Source organism: Burkholderia sp. WSM2232, from assembly GCF_000472545.1.
In the GTDB taxonomy this organism is placed as follows: domain Bacteria; phylum Pseudomonadota; class Gammaproteobacteria; order Burkholderiales; family Burkholderiaceae; genus Paraburkholderia.
This window is the reverse complement of sequence record NZ_AWZV01000019.1, coordinates 78149-93543: the sequence shown is the minus strand read 5'-3', so window position 1 is coordinate 93543 and position 15395 is coordinate 78149. Positions and strand designations below refer to the sequence as shown.

At 62.3% G+C, this 15395-nt stretch carries 14 protein-coding genes; 10 read left to right on the top strand and 4 right to left on the bottom strand.

Features of this window, described 5'->3' with window-relative positions; genetic code table 11:
• Nucleotides 1-334 precede the first annotated feature (334 nt).
• Together F757_RS0118730 and F757_RS0118725 are read right to left on the bottom strand one after the other, a co-directional pair.
• Nucleotides 335-1267 carry an MBL fold metallo-hydrolase gene (locus tag F757_RS0118730; protein ID WP_027212726.1) on the bottom strand — a complete coding sequence of 311 codons (933 nt, stop codon included), beginning with the start codon at nucleotides 1265-1267 and terminating at the stop codon, nucleotides 335-337.
• 421 nt (nucleotides 1268-1688) lie between these two features.
• Nucleotides 1689-2477 (bottom strand): phytanoyl-CoA dioxygenase family protein, encoded by a 789-nt coding sequence (locus F757_RS0118725; RefSeq protein ID WP_027212725.1) that lies wholly within the window; start codon nucleotides 2475-2477, stop codon nucleotides 1689-1691.
• 162 nt (nucleotides 2478-2639) lie between these two features.
• Between F757_RS0118725 and F757_RS0118720 the strand changes: the two genes are divergently transcribed.
• From F757_RS0118720 to F757_RS0118685, 8 genes are all read left to right on the top strand, one after another.
• Nucleotides 2640-3737 (top strand): LacI family DNA-binding transcriptional regulator, encoded by a 1098-nt coding sequence (locus tag F757_RS0118720; protein WP_013342828.1) that lies wholly within the window; start codon nucleotides 2640-2642, stop codon nucleotides 3735-3737.
• A 94-nt stretch (nucleotides 3738-3831) separates the two neighbouring features.
• Nucleotides 3832-4842, top strand: a complete 1011-nt coding sequence (locus F757_RS0118715) for an ABC transporter substrate-binding protein (RefSeq protein WP_027212723.1) — start codon at nucleotides 3832-3834, stop codon at nucleotides 4840-4842.
• An 80-nt stretch (nucleotides 4843-4922) separates the two neighbouring features.
• Nucleotides 4923-6485, top strand: coding sequence for a sugar ABC transporter ATP-binding protein (locus F757_RS0118710; protein ID WP_027212722.1), 1563 nt, complete (start codon nucleotides 4923-4925; stop codon nucleotides 6483-6485).
• Entirely contained in the window at nucleotides 6475-7455 is a 981-nt protein-coding gene (locus F757_RS0118705; protein ID WP_027212721.1) for an ABC transporter permease, read from the top strand. The genes F757_RS0118710 and F757_RS0118705 overlap by 11 nt, the downstream gene beginning before the upstream one ends.
• Nucleotides 7456-7460: 5 nt before the next feature.
• Nucleotides 7461-8417 (top strand): ABC transporter permease, encoded by a 957-nt coding sequence (locus F757_RS0118700; protein WP_027212720.1) that lies wholly within the window; start codon nucleotides 7461-7463, stop codon nucleotides 8415-8417.
• Nucleotides 8418-8522: 105 nt separating this feature from the next.
• The gene (locus tag F757_RS0118695) at nucleotides 8523-9380 is read left to right on the top strand and encodes an AraC family transcriptional regulator (protein WP_027212719.1); all 858 of its coding nucleotides are present in this window, start codon (nucleotides 8523-8525) and stop codon (nucleotides 9378-9380) included.
• Between the two features lie 45 nt (nucleotides 9381-9425).
• Nucleotides 9426-9833 carry a DUF2000 domain-containing protein gene (locus tag F757_RS0118690; RefSeq protein ID WP_027212718.1) on the top strand — a complete coding sequence of 136 codons (408 nt, stop codon included), beginning with the start codon at nucleotides 9426-9428 and terminating at the stop codon, nucleotides 9831-9833.
• A 118-nt stretch (nucleotides 9834-9951) separates the two neighbouring features.
• The gene (locus tag F757_RS0118685; protein ID WP_027212717.1) at nucleotides 9952-11070 is read left to right on the top strand and encodes a 3-deoxy-7-phosphoheptulonate synthase; all 1119 of its coding nucleotides are present in this window, start codon (nucleotides 9952-9954) and stop codon (nucleotides 11068-11070) included.
• A 180-nt stretch (nucleotides 11071-11250) separates the two neighbouring features.
• Here F757_RS0118685 and F757_RS0118680 read toward each other — a convergent pair whose 3' ends face one another.
• Nucleotides 11251-11529 carry an HU family DNA-binding protein gene (locus F757_RS0118680; RefSeq protein ID WP_006049832.1) on the bottom strand — a complete coding sequence of 93 codons (279 nt, stop codon included), beginning with the start codon at nucleotides 11527-11529 and terminating at the stop codon, nucleotides 11251-11253.
• A 351-nt stretch (nucleotides 11530-11880) separates the two neighbouring features.
• Between F757_RS0118680 and F757_RS0118675 the strand changes: the two genes are divergently transcribed.
• Both F757_RS0118675 and F757_RS0118670 read left to right on the top strand, forming a co-directional pair.
• Nucleotides 11881-12264: a hypothetical protein gene (locus F757_RS0118675; RefSeq protein WP_027212716.1), complete on the top strand. Its 384-nt coding sequence runs from the start codon at nucleotides 11881-11883 to the stop codon at nucleotides 12262-12264.
• A gap of 174 nt (nucleotides 12265-12438) precedes the next feature.
• Complete coding sequence (locus F757_RS0118670) at nucleotides 12439-14412, top strand: putative bifunctional diguanylate cyclase/phosphodiesterase (RefSeq protein WP_027212715.1); 1974 nt, start codon at nucleotides 12439-12441, stop codon at nucleotides 14410-14412.
• Between the two features lie 19 nt (nucleotides 14413-14431).
• On the opposite strand, the gene F757_RS0118665 is transcribed toward F757_RS0118670, so the two are convergent.
• Complete coding sequence (locus tag F757_RS0118665; RefSeq protein WP_027212714.1) at nucleotides 14432-15160, bottom strand: DUF899 family protein; 729 nt, start codon at nucleotides 15158-15160, stop codon at nucleotides 14432-14434.
• Nucleotides 15161-15395 lie beyond the last annotated feature (235 nt).

Genomic DNA, 15395 nt, shown 5'->3' with positions numbered 1-15395 from the left:
GGGCCGCATATAGCAGCCGACCAGGGGAATCCCTCGTAGACATTGCGACCACGGGTTCCCGAAGCTGATAGCGCGGCACGGTGGAAGTGGCAGGCCGGAATTTGTGTCTATACAGCGGAAAGCAGGCGAGCGACCCCGCGAAAGCCACTCGCCTTCTCCTGTTCCAACGCAATGCCGCAAACGCGGGGACGTTTGCGCTGCTCCTTAATCAGCCAGAATACTCGTCGACACCAGCGTTGAAAAACCTATCTTTCGATGCGCCGGCCCTCGGAAGAAGCGCGGCGGGTATGCGGCCGCTGCTGCGGGAAACAACGAAATAAAGCCTCCTCAACAATCAGTAGTCCCACAGAACCGGCACGAAGCGGAAGCCGTTGCCGCTTTTCGCAACATGGCCGATAGAAGGGAACGCTACATGCGCTGCCGCCAGCAGAGCGCCGGTTTCAGCGGCCTCGTCAAGCAGCGCCAGACGCACGTTCTTCGCCTTTTCTGGATCGTGCTCAAAGCCATTCTGCCAGTCTGGATTGTCGAAGTTCACCTCGAAGATCGCGTCGCCCACGAACGTGAGCTTCTCGCCGTTCGAGGCAACGTCCACGACGGTGTGTCCCGGCGTATGGCCGCCCGTCACGCGTGCCGTCACGCCCGCGGCGACTTCCACCGTCTGGTCGAATAGCCTGATATTTTCGCTGTAGAGTTTTGCAAACTTCGCAGCTGCCTTACAGAGCGCTGGAGGAACCGCTTCTGGCATTACCGTCTTGCTGAAGTCGGGATTCTTCCAGAACTCCAGTTCCGCCGCCGACACGTGAATGCGCACGTCTGGCCGCAATCTGGCCTTGACGCCGTCGACGTTCAGCCCCCCGACATGATCCATGTGCATATGCGTAATCACGATGTCCGTGATCGCAGCGAGGTCGATGCCGGCCGACTCCAGCCGCCTCACCGACTGCCCGGCACGCGTGAAGTATTCGAAACCATCGCCTACGCCGGAGTCGACCAGAATCAGGTGCTCGCCGCTGCGCACTAGCGCAATGTTCAACGCCCAGTCGAACATGTCGCGTTGCAGAAAGCGACCATCGAACCATTCGTTGCGCTCCACTTCGCTCACGTTAGTGGACATGGTGGAAGTCGGCAGCGGCAGAACGCCGTCGCTGATCAGCACGACCTCGACGTTGCCTACCTGCACCGCGTAGCGGGAAGACACGAGTTCGCCGGAACCTTCCTTTCCGAGGTTGGCAGTAACCGGCTGCACATTGCGGATTGTTTTGCTCATATTCAATAGTCCTATTGATCAGGTGGAGTAAGCCGCACTGCGCGCGCAGTTCATCAGCACGACACGTGTTTCGCGCGGTTTGCTTGTGTTCGCATGTGGATCCAGCGTGTGACGGATTGTAGTTAGCGGGCGCGAACGCGAGTAGCATCGCGAACGCCCACATCATGTTGTCCGGATGGCAACAATGGGCGAGCGTGGGAAAGATGAGAGGGAGAACAGAGGCAGAAGAGACAATGCAGGCGCGACAAGCTTGCGGTCAGTCGCTTGTCGACCGTGGGGCGCCCACCTCACGCAGGCTGATCCGGCGCGGACCGCTTGAATCAATAGCTGGAAGCCACGAGCAGCACACGCCGCGCGCGGCCACACAATAGAACCAGCGCCCGCGCGTGCGCGTGCGCCTGAAGAAAACAGCGCTCGACGCTCAATACGCGAATTGGCGATAGCTCTCGTCGAACGTTCGTGCGGTTTGTTCGACCACCGGATTAAACCGCAACAGACGGCGCGCCCGCGCAGGAAGTTCGGCAAGCACGTTGCGCGGCACGTCGATATGCACTTCCGGCCGGAAATACCACGCGCGGCTATAGCCGATAACAACCATCGGACGCGGATCGCCGGTGAGATTCGGCGTGCCGCGATGCAGTCCGCGTACGTCGCGGATCATCACGTCGCCGACCTGCATGGTCACGCGCTCGGCGTCGAACCGCTTCGCCTCCAGTCCTTCCAGCGCTTCGTCCCGCGAAATTCGATGGGTCCCGCGCGTCGTCTCGAGCGGGCCATTGCGCTCGTCCACGTCGACGAGCGGGAAGTTCACCGCGAGTTGGAAAGACGGCGTTTCGGGCGCGTCGTCGAAAAGCGGCGGCGTATCGCGATGCCAGTCCTGGAATGTCGAGCCGAGCACCGGCGTGTCGGTCGCGAGTTGGCACATTACCGGATCGGGGCCCGCCACGCGCTCCACGATGCCGACAATGTCTTCATCGCAGAAGATGGCCGGATCTGCAAACAGGCCCTCGAACGGCAGCGTCACGTAATAGCGCCCAGGGCCGCGATTGCCGTTCGCATCAGCCTGCATATGAGGCTCGAGCAACGGCGCAAATGCGTCGCGCCAGGCCGCTATCGTCGAACGCGGAAAGTGCTCGCGCAACAGCACAAAGCCGTCGCGGTTGAACGCATCCGCGAGTGCGTCTCTCGTGCTTTCGTCGTAACGGGCCATGCGTGTCTCCTCCGTATGAATGGCAAAAAGAATCGCACGGGCGCAATCGAGTCGTCAATATTATTAGTAATAGTTGGTGGAAACCCCGATCTCATTAGGGCCAGCGCGCGTTGTTGATCGTCAATATTAGTGGTAAGTTTGCTGCACTCCTGCCGCCAGCCCATGAAGAAGACAACCCAACGCCGCCCCACCATGACCGACATCGCGAAGCTCACCGGAGTCTCGCAATCGACGGTTTCGCTCGTGCTCAACAACGCGAGCGGCGCAAAGTTTTCCGACGCAACGCGCGACAAGGTGCTGCGCGCGGCGCAAGAACTCGGCTACCGGATGACGCCGCGCGAGGCGAGCGCGCTGCCATCGTTCAACACGGCGCAAGGCGAACGTAATCTGATCGTTTATCTGGCCGACGAAATTTCGACGAGCCCGCATCCCGTTGTCAGCATCGACGGCGCGCGCGACGCCGCATTCGCGAACGGCCGCATGCTCGCCGTGTATTCGACGCACGGCAACGCGGAGATCGAGGCGCGCGTGCTGGATGCAACGCTCGGCAATCCGAACGTGCTCGGCGTGATCTATGCAACCGTGTTCACGCGGCGCGTGACCTTGCCCGCAGCGCTCGCGCGCGTGCCGACCGTGCTGCTTAACTGCTATTGCAGCGAGGCCAACCTGTCGTCGGTCGTGCCCGCGGAAGTAGCGGGCGGCCACACGGCCACGGACTATCTGCTCGCGGCGGGACATCGGCGGATCGGCTATATCAACGGTGAGCCGTGGCAGGATGCGGCGCGCGATCGTCTGAAGGGTTATCGCACGGCACTGGCAACGGCTGACTTGCCGTTTGCGCCGGAACTCGTGCGCGAAGGGGACTGGGGCCCGGCAACGGGTTTCGAAGAAACGCTTTCGCTGATGCGTGAGCCGAATCCTCCAACGGCCATTTTCTGCGCTAACGATCTGATGGCACTCGGCGCAATAGAAGCGCTCAAGCAACTCGGGCTGCGCGTACCAGGCGACGTCTCCGTACTCGGCTACGACGATCAGGAAATCGCGCGGCACACGCATCCGCCGCTGTCCACCGTTGTGCTGCCGAACTACGAACTGGGCAAGTGGGCTGTCGAAACGCTGTTGCAGGAGGAACACAACCGCGCGGCGGGCGCACCGGTGCGGCGCCGGACGGTCAAGCTCGACGGGCCGTTGATCGAGCGCGGCTCAGTCAGGGTCATCGCCGAAACGAAGCAGCTCGCAACTAATAATATTAACGACTAGCAGGTAATAGAACTCTCGCAGCAGGCAGAAGACCGGGCATTACAAGCATCGGCATTGACAAGAAACAGGCAAACCATCCTTATCGGAGGAAGACATGCTGTCGCTCAAGAAGAAAGCGGGCCTGCGCCCGATTGCTGCATCGTTTCTCGCACTCGCTGCGCTCACCCTTTCCGCCGGCCTCGGCATCGCGCATGCCGCCGACGACGCCCTGCCCAAGATCCCGAACAAGAAGCCGCTGAAGGTCGGCTTTGCGCAAACGGAAAGCAACAACCCCTGGCGGCTCGCCGAAACCCGCAGTTTCAAGGAGATCGCGTCGAAATGCGGCTGGCAGATGGTCATGACCGATGCCAACAGTTCCGCTGCCAAGCAGGTCGCGGACATTCAAAGCATGATTGCGCAGCACGTCGATCTGCTGGTGTTCCCGCCGCGCGAAGAAAAGCCGCTCGTTCCCGTCATCATGCAGGCGAAAAAGGCCGGCATTCCCGTAATTCTCGTCGACCGCAACGTCGACCAGTCGATGGCCAAAGCGGGCAAGGACTACATCACCTTCATCGGCTCGGACTTCATCGACCAGGGGCAGCGCGCTGCGAACTGGCTCGTGAAGGCGACCAACGGCAAGGCAAGCATTATCGAACTCGAAGGCTCGACAGGTGCGTCCGCAGCGAATGATCGCAAGAAAGGCTTCGACGAGGTCATTGCGAAGAACCCGGGCATGAAGATCGTTGCCTCGCAAAGCGGCGATTTCGCGCGCGACAAGGGCCGTCAGGTGATGGAAACGCTGTTGCAGGCGCATCCCGACGCGACCGCCGTCTATGCGCACAACGACGAAATGGCGCTCGGCGCGATTGCGGCGATCAAGGCCGCGGGCAAGCAGCCGGGCAAGGACATTCAGATCGTGACCATCGACGGCACCAAGGGCGGCCTTGAAGCCATCAAGGCGGGCGAACTCGGCGCAAGCGTGCAATCGAGCCCGTTCTTCGGCCCGCTTGCCTGCGACGTCGCGCAGAAGTACGCAAAAGGCGAAACCATTCCGCCGTGGGTCAAGGTGTCCGACCGCTTCTACGACAAGAGCAACGTAGACGCGAGCATGCAGTACGGTTATTGAACGAAAGGCGTGCCTTTGCGGGCGCTTTGCTCAAAGCGCCCGCTTGTCATTCCGGTTCTTTCGACGATGGACGACACACGATGGCTCAGGCTCCCTTGCTCGATATGCAGGACATCGACATCTCCTTCGGCGGTGTCGCCGCGTTAAAGCGCGCACGGCTGACGGTTCAGGCCGGCGAGGTACACGCGCTGATTGGTCAGAACGGCGCCGGCAAATCGACGCTCATCAAGATTTTCACCGGCGCATACCGAAAGAGCGCCGGCACTATCCGCTTTGACGGACGCGAGGTCGATTTTCGCACTCCGAAGGAAGCGCGCGAGGCAGGCATCAGCACCATCTATCAGGAAATCAATCTGGTGCCGTTTCGCTCGGTCGCGGAGAACATATTTCTCGGGCGCGAGCCGCGCCGTTTCGGGCTGATCGACTGGAAGGCCGTGCAGCGCCGCGCAGGTGAACTGCTCGAATCGTTCGGCCTGAAAATCGACGTGAAGAAACCCGTGCGCGAGTATTCCACTGCGATTCAACAGATGGTGGCGCTGGCGCGCGCCGTGTCGGCGGATGCGAAGATGGTCATCATGGATGAATCGACGTCGTCGCTCGACGAGCGCGAAGTCGAGTTGCTGTTCAGCGTGGTGCGCCGTCTGCGCGACGACGGACGCGCGGTGATTTTCGTGTCGCATCGGCTCGACGAGCTCTATGCGCTCTGCGATCGCGTCACCGTGATGCGCGACGGGCAAACCGTCGCCGAAAGTGCGATGCAGGAGATGGACAACCTCAAGCTCGTCACCACCATGCTCGGCCGCACGCTCGCCGCCGTCGTACACGAAGACAGCGCGGTAAAGGAAGCCAACCTCGCGAAGCGCGGCGCCCTCGCTCTGAGTGCAGAAGGACTCTCGGCAGGCGCGAAAGTCGCGGACGTTTCGCTCGCTGTGCATGCGGGCGAAGCCGTCGGCCTCGCGGGGCTGCTCGGCTCCGGCCGCACGGAAACCATGCGCCTGCTGTTCGGCGCTGACCGTCCGGCCAAGGGCACACTTTCGATGAACGGCAAGACCGTTGCATGGAAGTCGCCGAAAGATGCGATCGCGCACGGCATCGCGTATCTGACGGAAGACCGCAAGGCCGAGGGCATCGTGCCGGAACTGTCCGTACGCGACAACCTCACGCTCGTCTGCCTGCCCGCCCTCACGAAACGCGGGGTGGTGGATGTCGCCCGGCAAAAAGAAATCGTCGATGGTTTCATCGAGTCGCTCGGCATCAAGCTGCGCTCGGCCGATCAGCCGATCCGCGAACTCTCGGGCGGCAATCAGCAAAAGGTGCTGCTCGCGCGCTGGCTCGCCACGCATCCGCGTCTGCTGTTGCTCGATGAACCGACGCGCGGCATCGATGTAGGCGCGAAGGCCGACGTCGCGAAGATCGTGCGCGAACTGCGCGACGCGGGGCTGGCGGTGCTGCTGTCGGCGTCCGAGCTCGAAGAACTGACGGCGGTGGCGGACCGTGCGGTCGTGATCCGCGATGGACAAACCGTCGCACAGCTAGACGGCGCGCAGATGAACGAAGCTTCGATCATGGACGCAATCGCATACGGCGCGCGCGGGCAGTCGACGCTCGCCGAAGCGGTGGAGGAAGCCAAACATGATCGATGACACCCAGCGCGCGGCGCCCATCGTTCACGCGCCGATAAAGAAAAGACGCAGCGTCGCGATCCAGCGCGAAATCATCGTGCTCGTTGCGATGATTGTGTTCAATCTGCTTTTCACGCAGCACTTCGTGTCGCTGCAAACCTTCAACGTCAATCTCACGCAGGTGGTGACGATCGTCATCGTGGGCATCGGCATGACGCTGGTGGTGGCGACAGGCGGCATCGATCTGTCGGTGGGCGCGTCAATGGCAATTGCCGGCGCGCTCGCGCCCATGCTCTTCATGAACATAGCCGGCCCGGCCGGCATCGCGCTCGCCTTCACGCTGCCGATCATCGCGGCCGCGCTGTGCGGCGTATTCAATGGTCTGCTGGTCACACGCCTTCGCGTGCAGCCTATTGTCGCTACGCTCGTGCTGTTCATCGCCGGGCGCGGCATCGCTCAGGTCGTCACGGACGGCAGCCTGCAGGCATTCACCAACCCGGCGTTTCAATGGATCGCGCTCGGCAAGGTCGCGGGCGTGCCCTTCCAGATTCTCCTGATGCTCGCGCTCGTCGCCGTTTTCGCGTGGATCGTGCGCAAGACGCTGTTCGGCAAATATCTGCTGGTGACAGGCGGCAACGAGGATGCGGCGTATCTCTCCGGCATTCCGACGGCGCGCGTCAAGATGATCGCCTATACGGTGTGTGCGGCCCTCGCGGGACTCGCGGGTCTGATTTCGATTTCGGTGAATTCTTCGTCGGATGCGAACGTGATCGGTCTTGGCGTCGAGCTCGACGCGATCGCGGCAGTGGCCGTGGGCGGCACCGCGCTCACGGGTGGCAAGGCTTCGATCACCGGCACGTTGATCGGTGCGCTCATCATCCAGTTGCTGCGTTATACGTTGCTTGCGCACGGCATTCCCGACGCGGCGGCATTGGTGCTCAAGGCAGCGATCATCATCGTCGCCGTGTACGTACAACGCAAGCGAGGCTGATGTACATGAAGAAGAACCTGCCTATCGTCATCGCGCTCGCTGCGCTCGTCGCGCTCGGCGTCACGCGCTACGACCACTTCGCCGACGCGTACAACGTGCTGTCCTTCTGGCGATACAACTCCATGTTTCTGCTGATTTCGATCGGCATGGCGTTCGTCATCATCACCGGCGGGATCGATCTTTCGGTCGGCACCGTGGCGGCGCTGGCGAGTGTCGTGTCGGCACTGGCGAGTCCGCACGGCGGCCTCGCGGCGGTGCTAGCGGGTTCGTTCGCCGGGCTTGCTGTCGGCCTGTTGAACGGGCTTGTCATCACACGCATGCGGATTCTGCCGTTCATCGTCACGCTCGCGACGAGCCTGGGCGCGCATGGTCTCGCGCTGCTGCTCGGTCATAACGATGCCGTGGGCATCGCGTCGGATTCGAGCTTCGCGGGCTTCGGACAAGGCGACCTGTTCGGCTTGCCGGTTCCGGGCATCGTGTCGGCGGTCGCGGCAGTCCTCGGCTGGATTGCGCTGCGCTCGTCGCGCTTCGGGCGACATGCGCTGGCTATCGGCGGCAGCGAGGAAGCGTCGCGGCTCATGGGGCTCAACGTCGATCGCACGCTGGTGGCGGTTTATGCGGTGAGCGGCCTGCTCGCAGGCATTGCCGGCAGCATTCTTGCCGCACAGTTCGGTGCGGGGCAGCCTAACGAAGGTGTCGGTTGGGAGCTGTTCGCCATCTCGGCCGTCGTGCTCGGCGGCACGCGACTCACGGGCGGCGAAGGTTCGATCGCCATGACCATTGCGGGCGTCGCGCTGCTCGCGCTCGTGTTGAATCTGCTCAACTTCGAAAACGGGCTGGGGTATATCAGCTTGTCGGCGTACTGGCAGTCGGTCATTCGGGGCATGTTCCTGCTGCTTGTCATCGTGTTGCAGGCGCGGGTCCAGAACCGCAATCGCGACGGCGTGAAGCTCGCGCACTGACATTCTTTACCGCGACGCCGAATGGCCCAGTGCGCGCCGTCATCGGCTCTTCGCTGACGTACACTACTGCCCCATACGCGGTGATGAAGAGGAGCGAAGCAAGCTATGGCCAGCGCGACACTGTGCGAGCGCCGCCCGGATAACTGGCTCGTCGCGCGGCGCGATCCGGAAACGGGCATCGAGAGTCTGCGCGCGCATTTCAGCGGTCATGCCTATGATCCGCACGATCATGACGAGATGCTGATCGGCTATACCGAGCAGGGCGTGCAACGCTTCCGGTGCCATCGCGCGCTGCACACCAGCGTGCCGGGCCGGGCGATCCTGATCGAGCCGGGCGCGCAACACGACGGCCACGCGCCCGATACCACCGGCTTCACCTACGCGATGTTGTACCTGCCGCCAGCGTGGGTGGAGCGCGCGGCGCGCGAGCTGAACCTTGCGGGCCTGAGCGGCGTGCAGGCGGCTTTTGGCCACACGCTTGTTGACGATCGCGGCCTCGTCGATACGATCCGGCAGGCATTCCTCGCAATTTTCGGCAACGAGGGCAGGCTGGCGCGCGACCAGACGCTCGGCCGTCTGCTGACACACCTGGGTGGTCAGTTGCGCAGCACGTCCCCGACGGGCGAGCGCAGCGTGCCGCCCGCCATCGTCCGTGTGCGCGATTGCTTGCACGAGCGCATGGACCACGACATTAGCCTCGACGAACTCGCCGATCTTGCAGGGATCGACCGCTTTCAGCTCACGCGCCTGTTCCAGCGTGCGTTCGGGGCGTCGCCGCACGCGTACCTGGTGCGCCTGCGCCTGCGTGCCGCGCGCAGGTTGCTGGCCACAGGCCGCGCGCCCGCGCTGGTCGCCGCGGAAGTCGGCTTTGCGGACCAGAGCCACCTCGGCCGCTGGTTTCGCCGCGCTTACCGGATGACGCCGGCCGCCTACCGGCGTATGTGCACAAACGTTCCAGACTGATTGCGGGTGCGTCGTCGATCATGAGCGTCCTTTTAAGGAGCAATCATGTTCGATACGAAAGTGGCCCTGATCGTGCGCGACGATCTCGCAGATTGGCAGAAGCTCAACGTGGTGGCGTTTCTCGCGACCGGCGTAGCCGCAGCAATGCCCGAAGCGCTTGGCGAGCCCTACGAGGATGCCGCCGGGCATACATATGGCCGCATGCTGGGCCAGCCGATGCTGGTGTTTGCCGCGTCCCTGCCGGGACTGCAAACCGCACATCGGCAGGCGCTCAGTCGTGAGCTGAAGATGGTGCCCTACGTGCACGCCATGTTCTCGACGGGGCACGACGCGGCAAACCGCGAGGTTTTTCGTGCCGGCAATGCAGAGAATCTCGACCTCGTGGGTCTTGCCGTGCTTGGCCCCAAAAAAGCCGTGGACAAAGCCGTGAAAGGCTTGCCATTGCATGGTTGAAGCGCCGTTTCCGCGTCGTGGCGCGCGAATGTCATAATCCCGGCAGCGCATCACACGCAGCGCAACCCACATTCAGGCCGCGAGGCCAGCTCACATCGACAAAGTCCGGGAGAATACCTTGAGCGCCATCGACAATCCTTTGCACGACCAGGAAGTCGGCTCGGCCGACGCCACCCAGGACACCACGCGCATCGACGACGTGCGCATCGGCGCAGTACGCCCGCTGATTTCCCCTGCCCTGCTGCAGGACGAACTGCCGGTGCCGCCCGCGGTGCAATCGCTGGTGGAACAAACCCGCGTGGAAATCGCGGACATTCTGCACGAGCGCGACGACCGCCTCGTGATGATCGTCGGCCCCTGCTCGATTCACGACCACGACCAGGCGATCGACTACGCACACAAACTCAAAGCCGCTGCGGATGCCTACAAAGACGATCTGCTGATCATCATGCGTGTGTACTTCGAGAAGCCGCGCACCACGGTGGGCTGGAAAGGCTATATCAACGATCCGCGTCTGGACGGCAGTTTCCGCATCAACGAGGGCCTGCGTCTTGCGCGCCAGTTGCTGCTCGATATCAACGGCCTCGGCTTGCCCACCGCCACGGAATTTCTCGACCTGCTAAGCCCCCAATACATCGCGGATCTGATCGCGTGGGGCGCAATCGGTGCGCGCACAACGGAAAGCCAGAGCCACCGGCAACTGGCGTCGGGCCTTAGTTGTCCGATCGGTTTCAAGAACGGCACCGACGGCGGCGTGCAGATTGCCGCGGACGCGATCGTCGCGGCACGCGCGAGCCACGCATTCATGGGCATGACGAAAATGGGCATGGCCGCGATCTTCGAAACGCGCGGCAACGACGACGCCCACGTGATTCTGCGCGGCGGCAAGAAAGGGCCTAATTACGACAGTACCTCGGTGGCGGCAACCTGTGCAGCGCTCAAATCAGCGGGCCTGCGAGAACAGGTGATGATCGACTGCTCGCACGCGAATTCGGGCAAATCGCATCTGCGTCAACTGGAGGTGGTTCAGGACCTCGCGCAGCAACTAACCGCGCGCGAGCACCGCATTATCGGCGTGATGCTTGAAAGTCATCTGGAAGAAGGCCGTCAGGACCTGAAGGCCGGAGAGCCGCTGCGTTACGGCGTATCCATTACCGACGCCTGCGTAAGCTGGGCGCAAACCGAACCCGTGCTGGAGACACTCGCCGAGGCAACCCGCAAGCGCCGCGCAGGCTGATTGCGGACGCGGCTTCGTCGCGTCACGGGCGAGGCTCGCGTGGAGCCGGCACACGCGCCGCGCCATCCGCCGGAGATACGTCTTATCGGGGCTGGGCAGCGCGTGATTCTTCACACCCAAGGTATCGCTCGCAGCGCCCTCAAGAGGCAGTGCGGACACTCCGGTGTGAAGCGCGTTGCATTACGACGCGTTGACCGCTTCCTTGAACGCCTTACCTGCGGTGAACTTCACCGTCTTGGCTGCGGCGATCTGGATTTCGGCGCCCGTCGACGGATTGCGGCCCACGCGTGCTGCGCGCGCGCCGGTCGAGAAAGAACCGAAACCGACCAGTTGCACCGTATCGCCACCGACCACGGCTTTGGTTACCGCTTCAACGATAGCGTCGATGGTTTGGCCCGTGGCCGCTTTGCTTTCGCCCGTCGCTGCGGCGACTGCATCAATCAGTTCCTGTTTGTTCATAGCACTTCCCGTATGGTAATCATGGAACCGGCGCCACATCTGTCGCGCCGGGACCGACACACTAACGCATCCTCGCGCTTTCGCGCAAACCCTGCGTGTAAGCCTTGTTTCACCCGTCCACAGGGGATTTGACGATTTTTTGCAGCAAAGTGCCATAAGAATCGCGCGCTTACGCGTTTCCGCCGCGCGAGCGGCGCTGGCCGCGCATCACAATCCGTTGCAATTTCAGTGGCTTAGCGCGGCCCCGAGCACACCCGCGGCGCTTTGTGACCATGTGGCAGTGTGCCGTGAGCGCGTCTCGGCATCGGCCTTGCAGTGCGTGCAATGACAGGGCAATCGGGAGAAAGAAAAATGAAATTTCGCCATATTGCAACAGCTGCGCTGCTTGGCGGTCTCGTCTGCGCCAGGGTTTCGGCCGATGAAAGCGGCTGCGCGACGCTCGCGGGCACCGGCAATTCCAGTACGCCCCAGCCTTTTCAGCTGCGCGACGGCGAGCCCGTCGACCTGATAAGCGGAGCAAAGACGGTGCATGGCAGCCTGCGGGTGTTCGGCGAAAACGGCGTGTTCCGCGCTTACTGGCAGGCAGAGAACAGCGCCGAAAAATACGTCCTGGCAAATGCCGGCGACCATGCCGTGCGGCTTGTTTCCACTCCGCCACAAGGCAAACCCGCTGCTCAGGGCGAACCGGGCACGACGCTCGGCCCCTTGCGCGTGCTGTCGTGTCCCAGCCTTTGAGCGGCCGGCACAAAGTCAAACTTACTGAAGAACTGCGCAAAAGCAGCCTGCAACCTCGATTACGGGTCGTTATTACCGCGCGCGGTACGAGTGCCGCTTCTAACGTACTCAAGGTCGGAGCCGTCCTGCCGATATAACTAGCTGCGTCTGCGACGCAAACGTTAAAGGACAGGAATGGTTGCGATAGCCAGATTGAAGGAAGCGTTGTCTGTTGCGGAAGGCGACCCCGAACTCGTGCGGTCGCAGGTCCAGGCGTTTGGCCGCCAGATTCCCCTTCTCTACTTCATCCTGATCGTCAATACGATGGCCGTGACGGTCACGCATCTGCATAGCGCGCCGCCGTGGATGTCCGTGTACGTCCCGGTCACGCTGTGCGCGCTGTGCGTGGTGCGATGCGTGCGCTGGTGGCGCGGGCGCAATCACGTACTGACTCACGAGAAGGCGGTGCCCGAGCTGCGCAAACTGATCTGGCTTGCCGGCATTTTCAGCGTTGCGTTCACCACCTGGTCGTTGATGCTGCTGCCTTACGGCTCGCCGTACGAACAGGCGCAGGTAGCGTTCTATATGGCGACGACGGTGGTGGGCTGCGCGTTCTGCCTGATGCACTTGCGTGTCGCCGCGTTGCTTCTGCTATCCATCGTTATCCTGAGCTTCACGACGTTCCTTATCTTCACGCGATCGCCGGTGTTCATCGCAATGGCCGTGGACATGTCGCTCGTCGGACTGGCACTCGCGTTCATCATCGAACTGTATTACCGGTCGTTCGCCGGCGTCGTGCACACGCAGCGCGATCTGCAGGCGAGCCAGGAGAAAACTCAACGGCTGAGCGACGAGAACTTTCGCCTCGCCAGTATCGACAGCCTGACCGATCTACCCAACCGCCGCAGCTTTTTCGCCTCGCTGCGGGCGCTGTCAGAGCAGGCGCTCGCTAGTGGCGGCGGCTTCAACGTGGGCCTCATCGATCTGGACGGCTTTAAACAGGTCAACGACATTTACGGCCACGCGAGCGGCGACCTCGTGCTGCAGGAAGTGGGCGCGCGGCTGCTCGCGCTCGCGGAGCCCGGCATTTTCTTCGCCCGGCTCGGCGGCGACGAATTCGGCGTGCTTGCGCAAAACCGTCAATCGAAAGACGCATTGCTCGAATTGGGCCAACGCATTTGCGATTCGCTCAGTCAACCGTACCGCGTGGCGGGCAATATTGCAGAACTGTCGGGGACGATCGGCTGGGCCGCGTTTCCGGATGCTGGCCAAACCGTCACTCAAGTATTCGAGCGTGCGGATGCCGCCATGTATGTCGGCAAGGAAAGTCGCCGCGGCACAGCAGTGATTTTCTCGACCGAGCACGAAACGCGCATTCGCCGCTCGAGCCTCGTCACGCAGGAACTGCGTCACGCCGAACTCGAATCCGAGCTGTTTCTCGAGTTTCAACCTATTTCCGATGTGGTGACCAGACGGACCATCGGGCTCGAAGCACTGGGACGATGGCACAATCCGCGACTCGGCGCAGTCAAGCCTGAAGAATTCATTCGCATTGCAGAACGTACAGAAATCATTTTGCGCATTACCGAAGTACTGCTGCACAAGGCACTCGCCGAAGTCCCGCACTGGCCCACCGAGTTGTATCTGTCCTTCAATCTTTCGGCTATCGACATTTCGACTTCCGCACGCGCGCGCCGCCTGATCGACATTGTTGCGGCGAGCGGCGTGCCGCCGCATCGCGTGTCGTTCGAGATTACGGAGACCGCGCTCACGCGCGATTTCGAGCAGGCCCGCTCCGCGCTCACCATGATCAAGGAGGCAGGCTGCCGCGTTTCGCTCGACGATTTCGGCACCGGCTATTCGAGCCTCAGCTACGTGCACCGCCTGCCCTTCGATTCGATCAAGATCGACCGCAGTTTCATGACCGACGTGGATTCCAACAGCGCTTCGAAGAAGATCGTCAAATCGGTGCTGGACCTGTGCAAGAACCTCGGGCTCGAATGTGTGGTCGAGGGGCTCGAAACATCGTCGCAAGCCGAAGTGGTCAAGGCATTGGGCGCTCGTGCGGTGCAGGGCTATCTGTTCAGCCCGCCGATGCGTTCGGGCGCTGTCTCCGGCTATCTGCAAGCCGCGCTCGAGGAAAGCCGGGCAAACGACGCACCGGCCTGACCGCGATGCCGCCCGCAGGCTAGCGCGGCACAGTGTCGTACTCGAGGCTCGGATACCAGTTGCCGCCGCGCCCCTCAGGCGTCAGATCGAGCACGGTCCACAGCGGCATGAGGTCGGGCGCGCCACGCGGATCCTGGCCGGGGTCGGCTGTCCACGCGCCCATTTCCGCCGCCCAGAAGTGCCGCACGGTGCCGCCGGATCGCGTGAATACGTTCAGCGCAGGAACGTCGTCCTGCTCAGGGTCTTCGCCCGCATAGTCGCGATTGAAGCTGTTTCCTGCCGACGAATAGAGCCGCAAGTACCGCCAGCCGCGCTCCCTGGCGAAAGCGGTCAGCTTCTCTATCGGCGAACGGGCGATCACCGCGAACGCGACGCGCTGCAGCATGTCGGGCATTTCGCCGTCGTAGGCACTCAGCAAGGAAGTACACATGGGACAAGGCCGCTCGCGCTTGGGACCGAACATCCAGTTGTAGGTGACGAGCGTATCGTGTGTTCCGAACATTTCCGACAAAGTGACGGGCCCCGCCTCTCCTTCAAAACGGTAGTCTTGCGGCACTACGCCGCCCAGCGGCAACGCGCGACGCTGTGCGGCCACGCGTTCTATATGGCGGCGCAATTCGATCTCTTCGGCCAGCAACTCGTTGCGAGCCTTGCGATATTCAGCGCTTTCGCCGGGAAAACGGCACGGCAAGTCGGCTAGCTCGCGCGCCGGCTTGAGTGTCGATGAGGCCTCATTCAGGTGTGTCATTTACCATCTCCTGTCGACAAGAAGGACAAGCGGGCGCCTCGAGCATGCGCGAAGAAGCCGCCCTATGCATACGACGATGGAGCGCACCGTAAATCGACATGCGCGGCCAGCGGTTTTTCGCCTGCCGTTCAATTCGTTGTTTGCGCACTGCAATGAAAAAGCGCTGGGAGACGCGTTGGGAAACGCGCCGCACCTCGCGGTATGCTGTCGCGAAACCGCACGCACGCGACCTGTC

What these genes read in the sequence shown, in the direction of transcription:
- F757_RS0118730 (WP_027212726.1), bottom strand. Translation starts at nt 1,267, where the DNA reads ATGAGCAAAACAATCCGCAATGTGCAGCCGGTTACTGCCAACCTCGGA.
- F757_RS0118725 (WP_027212725.1), bottom strand. Translation starts at nt 2,477, where the DNA reads ATGGCCCGTTACGACGAAAGCACGAGAGACGCACTCGCGGATGCGTTC.
- F757_RS0118720 (WP_013342828.1), top strand. Translation starts at nt 2,640, where the DNA reads ATGAAGAAGACAACCCAACGCCGCCCCACCATGACCGACATCGCGAAG.
- F757_RS0118715 (WP_027212723.1), top strand. Translation starts at nt 3,832, where the DNA reads ATGCTGTCGCTCAAGAAGAAAGCGGGCCTGCGCCCGATTGCTGCATCG.
- F757_RS0118710 (WP_027212722.1), top strand. Translation starts at nt 4,923, where the DNA reads ATGGCTCAGGCTCCCTTGCTCGATATGCAGGACATCGACATCTCCTTC.
- F757_RS0118705 (WP_027212721.1), top strand. Translation starts at nt 6,475, where the DNA reads ATGATCGATGACACCCAGCGCGCGGCGCCCATCGTTCACGCGCCGATA.
- F757_RS0118700 (WP_027212720.1), top strand. Translation starts at nt 7,461, where the DNA reads ATGAAGAAGAACCTGCCTATCGTCATCGCGCTCGCTGCGCTCGTCGCG.
- F757_RS0118695 (WP_027212719.1), top strand. Translation starts at nt 8,523, where the DNA reads ATGGCCAGCGCGACACTGTGCGAGCGCCGCCCGGATAACTGGCTCGTC.
- F757_RS0118690 (WP_027212718.1), top strand. Translation starts at nt 9,426, where the DNA reads ATGTTCGATACGAAAGTGGCCCTGATCGTGCGCGACGATCTCGCAGAT.
- F757_RS0118680 (WP_006049832.1), bottom strand. Translation starts at nt 11,529, where the DNA reads ATGAACAAACAGGAACTGATTGATGCAGTCGCCGCAGCGACGGGCGAA.
- F757_RS0118675 (WP_027212716.1), top strand. Translation starts at nt 11,881, where the DNA reads ATGAAATTTCGCCATATTGCAACAGCTGCGCTGCTTGGCGGTCTCGTC.
- F757_RS0118670 (WP_027212715.1), top strand. Translation starts at nt 12,439, where the DNA reads ATGGTTGCGATAGCCAGATTGAAGGAAGCGTTGTCTGTTGCGGAAGGC.
- F757_RS0118665 (WP_027212714.1), bottom strand. Translation starts at nt 15,160, where the DNA reads ATGACACACCTGAATGAGGCCTCATCGACACTCAAGCCGGCGCGCGAG.